Source organism: Aminivibrio sp. (assembly GCF_016756745.1).
In the GTDB taxonomy this organism is placed as follows: domain Bacteria; phylum Synergistota; class Synergistia; order Synergistales; family Aminobacteriaceae; genus Aminivibrio.
In genome coordinates, this window is sequence record NZ_JAESIH010000088.1 from 1 (window position 1) to 7,324 (window position 7,324).

General features: G+C 54.7%; 8 protein-coding genes. All 8 read right to left on the reverse strand.

All coding sequences use genetic code 11. The features are described from left to right. Positions 1-1,213 precede the first annotated feature (1,213 nt). Positions 1,214-2,269, reverse strand: coding sequence for a nucleotidyltransferase family protein (locus tag JMJ95_RS13540; RefSeq protein WP_290686380.1), 1,056 nt, complete (start codon positions 2,267-2,269; stop codon positions 1,214-1,216). Then, complete coding sequence (locus JMJ95_RS13545) at positions 2,269-3,063, reverse strand: acylneuraminate cytidylyltransferase family protein (protein WP_290686382.1); 795 nt, start codon at positions 3,061-3,063, stop codon at positions 2,269-2,271. The genes JMJ95_RS13540 and JMJ95_RS13545 overlap by 1 nt, the downstream gene beginning before the upstream one ends. After that, complete coding sequence (locus tag JMJ95_RS13550; protein WP_290686384.1) at positions 3,060-3,983, reverse strand: Gfo/Idh/MocA family oxidoreductase; 924 nt, start codon at positions 3,981-3,983, stop codon at positions 3,060-3,062. The genes JMJ95_RS13545 and JMJ95_RS13550 overlap by 4 nt, the downstream gene beginning before the upstream one ends. Beyond that, complete coding sequence (locus tag JMJ95_RS13555) at positions 3,980-5,005, reverse strand: Gfo/Idh/MocA family oxidoreductase (RefSeq protein ID WP_290686386.1); 1,026 nt, start codon at positions 5,003-5,005, stop codon at positions 3,980-3,982. The genes JMJ95_RS13550 and JMJ95_RS13555 overlap by 4 nt, the downstream gene beginning before the upstream one ends. A 257-nt stretch (positions 5,006-5,262) precedes the next feature. Beyond that, entirely contained in the window at positions 5,263-6,216 is a 954-nt protein-coding gene (locus tag JMJ95_RS13560) for an N-acetyl sugar amidotransferase (protein WP_290686389.1), read from the reverse strand. Next, positions 6,213-6,770 carry a DapH/DapD/GlmU-related protein gene (locus tag JMJ95_RS13565; protein ID WP_290686391.1) on the reverse strand — a complete coding sequence of 186 codons (558 nt, stop codon included), beginning with the start codon at positions 6,768-6,770 and terminating at the stop codon, positions 6,213-6,215. Before JMJ95_RS13565 ends, JMJ95_RS13560 begins: the two co-directional genes overlap by 4 nt. Further along, positions 6,770-7,204: a hypothetical protein gene (locus tag JMJ95_RS13570; RefSeq protein ID WP_290686393.1), complete on the reverse strand. Its 435-nt coding sequence runs from the start codon at positions 7,202-7,204 to the stop codon at positions 6,770-6,772. The genes JMJ95_RS13565 and JMJ95_RS13570 overlap by 1 nt, the downstream gene beginning before the upstream one ends. After that, positions 7,182-7,324 (reverse strand): SDR family oxidoreductase (locus JMJ95_RS13575; RefSeq protein WP_290686395.1); only part of this gene is annotated, 143 nt, incomplete at its 5' end. The genes JMJ95_RS13570 and JMJ95_RS13575, both read right to left, overlap by 23 nt.

Below are 7,324 nucleotides of genomic sequence, written 5' to 3' on the forward strand. Positions count from 1 at the left end.
AAATACGACTTCTCTTAACATTTTCCCGGAACCTATTGTACAGCGAAAGAGCCTGAGCATAAACAAGGGATCGAGACGGCTTGTCAACCTGAGCGGAACCTCAAGGTCTGTCATCCTGAGTGTCTGTCATCCTGAGTGTCTGTCATCCTGAGTGTCTGTCATCCTGAGTGTCTGTGTCTGTCATCCTGAGCGGATGCGAAGGACCCCGCTCTTGTCATCCTGAGCGAAGCGATCGCGCAGCATCCCGAGCATAGCGAGGGAAGGATCTCGCTTTTGTCATCCTGAGCGAAGCGATCGCGAAGCATCCCGAGCACAGCGAGGGGAGGATCTCGCTTTTGTCATCCTGAGCGAAGTGAAGGATCTCGAATTTGTCGTCCTGAGCGAAGCGATCGCGAAGCATCCCGAGCATAGCGAGGGGAGGATCTCGCTTTTGTCATCCTGAGCGGATGCGAAGGATCTCGCTCTTGTCATCCTGAGCGGATGCGAAGGATCTCGCTCTTGTCATCCTGAGCGGATGCGAAGGATCTCGCTCTTGTCATCCTGAGCGAAGCGATCGCGCAGCATCCCGAGCACAGCGAGGGGAGGACCTCGCTCTTGTCATCCTGAGCGAAGCGATCGCGCAGCTTCCCGAGCATAGCGAGGGAAGGATCTCGGGGTTGGTTTTTCGTCCCTTAGAGGCAAGACCGAGATCTTTCGGCCAAGAAAGCCGGCCTCAGGACGACAAACCGCTCGTATCATCCTGAGTGTCTGTCGTCCTGAGCGAAGCGATCGCGAAGCATCCCGAGCACAGCGAGGGAAGGATCTCGGGGTTGGTTTTTCGTCCCTTAGGGGCAAGACCGAGATCCTTCGGCCATAAACCCGGCCTCAGGACGACAAACCGCTCGTATCATCCTGAGTGTCTGTCGTCCTGAGCGAAGCGATCGCGCAGCATCCCGAGCACAGCGAGGGGAGGATCTCGCTTTTGTCGTCCTGAGCGGATGCGAAGGACCTCGCTTTTGTCATCCTGAACGAAGTGATCGCGCAGCATCCCGAACTCAGCGAGGGAAGGATCCCGAATTTGACTCTGAATGCAGTCAAACACAGGATCCTTCAGGCAAAAAACGCCCTCAGGATGACAACCGTGGCCTGTCATTCCGAACGGCGTAGCCGGAGGAATCTCGCTTTTTCCTTCACATCCCCGCCCATTCTGGAACGATTCTTCAACTCCAAGGAACTACTGCAGAACCTGCTTATATTCCCCCCACTGCCCGATGTCGATCCACTTCCGGTGCACCGGGAAGACGCCTATTCTGCCTCCCCTGTCCCTGACCCGGCCAATGAGGTCCGGCATGTCGAGCTTTTCCCCCTCGCCGATGAGGTCGATGCACTCCGGTTCCAGGATATATACGCCGGTGTTCACGATCAGGGGGACATCGGGTTTTTCCTCGATCGTTTCGAATTCGCCCCCCGAGATATGAATGACGCCGTAGGGAACACTCACTTTCTTCAGCGCCCCTATTATGGTAAAGGCATACCTGTTTTCCCGGTGAAACTCAAGAGCGGAAAGATAATCCACGTCCACCAGGATGTCGCAGTTACTGACGAAAAAGGTTTTTGAAAGGCTCTCTTTCATGAGGGCAAGGCTCCCCGCCGTACCGAGGAATGTCTCCTCCTCCACACAGGACACGGAGAAGGGCAGGTCGCTTCGCTCGGCAAGGTAGGTCTTGATGAAATCCTTGCGGTAATTGATTGAAAGAAGAAATTCCGAAAACCCCCGCTTTCCGAAGGACTCCATGATCAGTTCCAGCATGGGCTTGTCACCGATGGGAAGAAGAGGTTTGGGAACGATCCTCGTGATGGGATCGAGACGGCTTCCCCTTCCGCCGGCCATAACCACGACCTTGTTTTCCTGGCGCTCGACCGCCGCTACCTCTGAGAGAATATCCTCCAGGTAGATTACCGCAACAGGCTCCCCCTTTTTACTCACCACGGGAACCCTGCTGATTCCATATCGCTCCATGAGGACTCTCGCCCTGCCGGGGGAAAAGGACGACACCGTCTTCGGGGAGGGATTGCACACTTCGCCGACAGGCGCGGAAAGCGGTTTCCCTGCGCTGATGCACCGCCGGATGTCGCCGTCGGTCAGTGTTCCGGAAAGTTTCCCGGAATCGTCGACAATTAACAAAATCTGGGAGCCGGTGTCGTTCAGGTGCTGCACCGCTTCCAGGACGCTCTTCGTTCCTTGAAGAAGGAGTTTCTTTACGTCATGCTGCTTCGAATATTCCATCATCACTCCACCCTCCCTTCATACCCGCCGCCCGCTTGCGCCATCAGCATTTTCTTTTTCTCGCGGAGCCCCTCTGGGAGAAGATGTTCACCGTGCTCAAGGAGGAGGCTCATCATCCCCAAATCTTCCTCGTGGTCAATGTCTATGACACCGAAATCCCGCATGACGAACACGTCGAGATCCAGTGCCGCGGGAGATTTGACTCCTCTTGCAAAGACCTTCGGGTTATAAACATATATGGAAGCATTCATGTCGAACACTTCCGGCGCCTGCTGGCGGGCCACAAAAGCGGACGGCTTGCACAGGGAGAATCGTCCCTTGCCGTTTTTTTCCACCATGTTGAAATAGGGGTTCCTCCGGGCGGGCACGACGGAAAACACCACGTCCTTCCCCCCCCTGAAAAATACATCGCAAATCCTCTCAATATCTTCCGGCGTTCGCAGGGGAGAGGTAATGTCAAGGTCCACCACGGCGTCGAAGGTCCGTCTCGTGTCTCTTGCAACGTGGGAGAGCACCTCGCCGATGACGTCCATTTTCGCCACCCTGTCCCCGGCAAGTTCATCACGCCGCTTGTGGAAGTAGGCTCCTGGAGCGAATCGTCCGGCTGTCTGAAGAATCTCGTCGGAGTCACTGTCCACCGCCAGGGTTTTTCGTATTTTCTCATCGCCAAGGAAAGCCGAGGCAGCGTCGAAAAGGGTCCACGCGATCAGCGGCACGCCACAGAGAGGACGGATGTTCTTGTTCTTTATGCCCTTGGATCCGCCCCTGCCGCAGACGGTAAACAGTATCTCCTTCACGAATTTTCTCCTCCTTCGGCGACGCGAAGCGTTGCCAAGGCGTCCTCCAGGGAGTTGAAGGACTGACTTCCTTTTTCGGAAAGGTCCAGGAAATAGGCCATCTCTTTCTCGTAGAGGTCCTCCTGGGGAAAGACCGTCGTTTCCCCCGACAGCAGGGAGGTCATTGTCCTCTGCAGAAGGTCGCAAATGAAGGTGTCATCCTCGCAAATCAGCTCAAGTTCCCGGCGGGGCTTTCGCCCGAAATAATCCAGATGGACTTCCACCAGTCGCCCCCCGCAGGTCATGATATAGGCGGCCCCGTCGTCGCAGTCGGTCTCAAGGGCAGAATATTTGCCGGACACCCGGACGACCTTCTCAGGTTGGCCAAAAAGCCAACGGGCGTAATCAAGCTCGTGGATCAGGTCGAGGGCTACGCCCCCTCCAAGTTCCCGGCGGGCACTGTAGACGGTCCGGTAGTCCTTGCCCTTCCGCCAGTCGGGAAGATAGGATGAGCACAACAGGCGGGCCGCAAGAACCTTTCCGGGCAGACGTGCTTTTAAGTGTTCGATTATCGGGTGAAACCGGAGCGGGCAGGCAACATGAATCGTCTTTTCTGGAAATGAACGGGGAATGCCGGACGCTACAGAGGAACTATGAAAAACAGGCTTCTCGATGAAAAAGGACCTTCCCAGGGGTTCGGCCTTGAGCAGCGTTTCATAGTGCATCGCCGTCGGGTTGGTTATGAAGACCAGATCATAGAGCGGTTCCAGGTCATCCCAGGATGCACAACTTCTGTCCGCCAGGCCTTCGGGTATTTCCCCGCCGCTGCCGGAGCGGAGGGCATGAATCTCCCCTTCTTGGCCGCGAGCCTGGAGAAGATGTCTCAGGTTTTGGGCATGACGCATCCCGATGGACCCCATGCCGAAGAAACATACCTTCATTGCTCTCTCCACTCCCTCTCGAGTTCATCCACCAGACGCAGGATCTCCCGATGGCGGGCGTAGCTGTAGAGCCGTTCTGCCGTTTCGCCGCTGACCAGGCGGAAAAAGTGGCGCAGTTCCTCCAGGTAGGGGCTTTCGCTGATGAACTCAGCATATCCCGCCTGCCGTTCAAGTTCCTTTTCATCAAGCAGGGGATGGATCGGTTCTCCCGACGGGGGGAAATACCGGAGAGACCGGCTGTTTCCCTCCCAGAGGATCGTTCCCTCCTCACCGCAGATACGAAGATTTCTGACCGCCTTCCTGGAGACACAGTCAATGGTGAGACTCCCCGTCGTTCCATCGGCATGGCGCAGAAGGACCTGGCAGGTGTCAGGGTACGGCAGCTTCAAGGAGCTGGTCCGGGACCAGGAGCAGCTGAAGTCCGTCACTTTTCCGAAAGACTCCGTCAGCCAGGGAAGTTCGATGCACAGAATTTCCCTGATAGCGTTCGTCCGGGGTGAACCGACGAAAAACTCGTCGTACTTTTCCCAAGGGTGCCAGTCCGGCAGGTACTGCCCGACATGGTAGGTATAGAACTTCCTTGTCCCCGTCTTCCCATGGTTCTTGATGACCCATCGGTTTTCGGAACGGTAGAGCATTGTGGAGGAGAGGAAGACTACAGGAGAGACGCGCTCCTCGAAGGGAAGAATCTCGTCGTAGCCTTCGTCCAGTAAATCAAGTTCCGAGAAGGTATGATTTCCCCTCCGAAGCGCCTCCGTCAGAAATAGGGCGTGCGCCTCGGGAGGAGTCGAGACAATCAATGCTTGGGGGGCGAAGCCCTCAAGCGCCTCTTCAAACTCCTCGAAGATCGGGCAACCGAACTTGAGAGCCACCGCCTCCCTTCTGTCCGTCCGTCTATCGAAAGCGGCGACGGAGAAATCAGGGAAGAATCTCAAGAGAAGACGTAGGCGCCGGCAACCCATGGAGCCGAGGCCGACCATGAGTATTTTCGCCGTGTTAGAAAAGAAACTATTTCGCTGCATTCCATTTCAACTCCATATCTCTTTGAATGCTCTAACGAACCCATTATCGGAGCAAAGATTAAACGGAAGGGTGAAAGGCACTGCTCCTTCTCTACAGAAAGCTTTTCCATACAGGGGACTTCAACATCCACCTGCCGAAGGAGTCCTTTTCAAACAACTCCTTGTTGTACCAGCGATCGACTATATTCCAGAATTCGCGTTCACTATAGCCGCAAAATTGACAAAAGTCCCTCACAGCTTGGGGATCGAGATCGTGGTCATGTTGTTTTACCAATTCGATAGCTTCTTCGCGAGTCATGAGACCATAACGTACAAAACGGGAGGCGTAATCTGTTGCTGCCTGATGGCCCGAACTTGGGATACTTCATCCAGTAATGGACCGTATAGGCTCGACTATCGACCTGGTCGAAATTTTCGACGTTGTGCGTCCGGTCCCACTCGTGCGTCAGATCATGGAAGCCTGTGGATTTGGCAAAGAGATAGTTGGAGTAGCTGTTCCACGGAAGAAAGTAGCTCAGATAGACCGGTTCGATAGAGTTCATCTCTTCTTCCGTCGGTGGTTGGCAAAGGGTGAGATCCTTGGTTGAGACAACATCATCCAGAAGTTCATCGACAGAGATGTCAGCCGCGACGCCGTTAGATATTTGCTCTCTGGCGGAAGGTGTTTCCACTGCGCCGTGTCCGCCGTACTCGTAGCTTATGTTCTCTCCGTACACCAGAAGCGGAATCTTGAACTTGGCCGCCATGTGCAGTGGATAGGTGTAGATAAGCCTATCTATGTACCACGTGGGTTTCCCATACTTTTCAAACATGGTCCGCATCAGGCGCTTCTGCGCACGGATGTTTGGTTTTATAGCGATGATTTCGCAGCCAAAAGTCTCGGAGATGTTCCTTATGTTGTTCTTGCCTGCCTCAGTCATGGGGAAATTGTCCTCTACGGAAACGAGGATGGGGTTCATGCCCATTCTCTCTTTCATCACATGCGTCTGGAAGTGGCTGTCTTTGCCTCCGCTGACAGCGATCATGCAATCGTAGCCATAGGGCCCCTTGTTGCGATGTTTGTCGCAGAGAGCCTTCAGCTCTTCGTATCGTTTCTCCCAGTTTATCTGTTTTCTACGTTCGTATGCCCGACACGCCGAGCATACTCCTTCTTCGTCAAATACTATTCCGGGGCGAGTATCGGGCATGACGCATCGCGTGCAGTATTTCATCGCTCTTTCCTCCTTGCAGGTATTCCCATAACCAAATATCCGTCCAGAACATCGGACACCACAACAGATCCAGCCGCAACAAGCGCATTCCTTCCGACGGAGATTCCCTGGATCACAACTGCACCAGTTCCTATATGCGCTCCCTCGCCTACATGCACTCCTCCGGAGAGTACAGCACCGGGGGCGATATGGACGTGCGAAGCTATACGACAGTCGTGATCAACGACCGCACCGCTGTTGACAATGCTGTTTTCACCTAAAAAAACACCGCACTGAACTGTTGCTCCCTCCATTATCTGCACGCCGCGACTAAGGATCACCCGCCTTGAAAGATGAGAACATTTGGAAATAACAGGCGCGGAAAGCGGTTTCCCTGCGCTGATGCACCGCCGGATGTCGCCGTCGGTCAGTGTTCCGGAAAGTTTCCCGGAATCGTCGACAATTAACAAAATCTGGGAGCCGGTGTCGTTCAGGTGCTGCACCGCTTCCAGGACGCTCTTCGTTCCTTGAAGAAGGAGTTTCTTTACGTCATGCTGCTTCGAATATTCCATCATCACTCCACCCTCCCTTCATACCCGCCGCCCGCTTGCGCCATCAGCATTTTCTTTTTCTCGCGGAGCCCCTCTGGGAGAAGATGTTCACCGTGCTCAAGGAGGAGGCTCATCATCCCCAAATCTTCCTCGTGGTCAATGTCTATGACACCGAAATCCCGCATGACGAACACGTCGAGATCCAGTGCCGCGGGAGATTTGACTCCTCTTGCAAAGACCTTCGGGTTATAAACATATATGGAAGCATTCATGTCGAACACTTCCGGCGCCTGCTGGCGGGCCACAAAAGCGGACGGCTTGCACAGGGAGAATCGTCCCTTGCCGTTTTTTTCCACCATGTTGAAATAGGGGTTCCTCCGGGCGGGCACGACGGAAAACACCACGTCGTAAGTGCACCCAATTAAAAAAAACACCCTACACACAACCGTATCCACCATCAACGTCCAAAACGCTTCCCGTCATCCATCGTGCCGCGGGACTCAGCAGAAACGCAACCGCGTTCGCTACGTCCTCCGGCTTGCCGACGCCTAGAGGGTGCATTCTGTTCATCGCCGCGT

Coding starts and splice junctions, on each gene's coding strand:
- JMJ95_RS13540 (WP_290686380.1), bottom strand. CDS start 2,269: ATGATGGAATATTCGAAGCAGCATGACGTAAAGAAACTCCTTCTTCAA.
- JMJ95_RS13550 (WP_290686384.1), bottom strand. CDS start 3,983: ATGAAGGTATGTTTCTTCGGCATGGGGTCCATCGGGATGCGTCATGCC.
- JMJ95_RS13555 (WP_290686386.1), bottom strand. CDS start 5,005: ATGCAGCGAAATAGTTTCTTTTCTAACACGGCGAAAATACTCATGGTC.
- JMJ95_RS13560 (WP_290686389.1), bottom strand. CDS start 6,216: ATGAAATACTGCACGCGATGCGTCATGCCCGATACTCGCCCCGGAATA.
- JMJ95_RS13565 (WP_290686391.1), bottom strand. CDS start 6,770: ATGATGGAATATTCGAAGCAGCATGACGTAAAGAAACTCCTTCTTCAA.
- JMJ95_RS13570 (WP_290686393.1), bottom strand. CDS start 7,204: ATGGTGGATACGGTTGTGTGTAGGGTGTTTTTTTTAATTGGGTGCACT.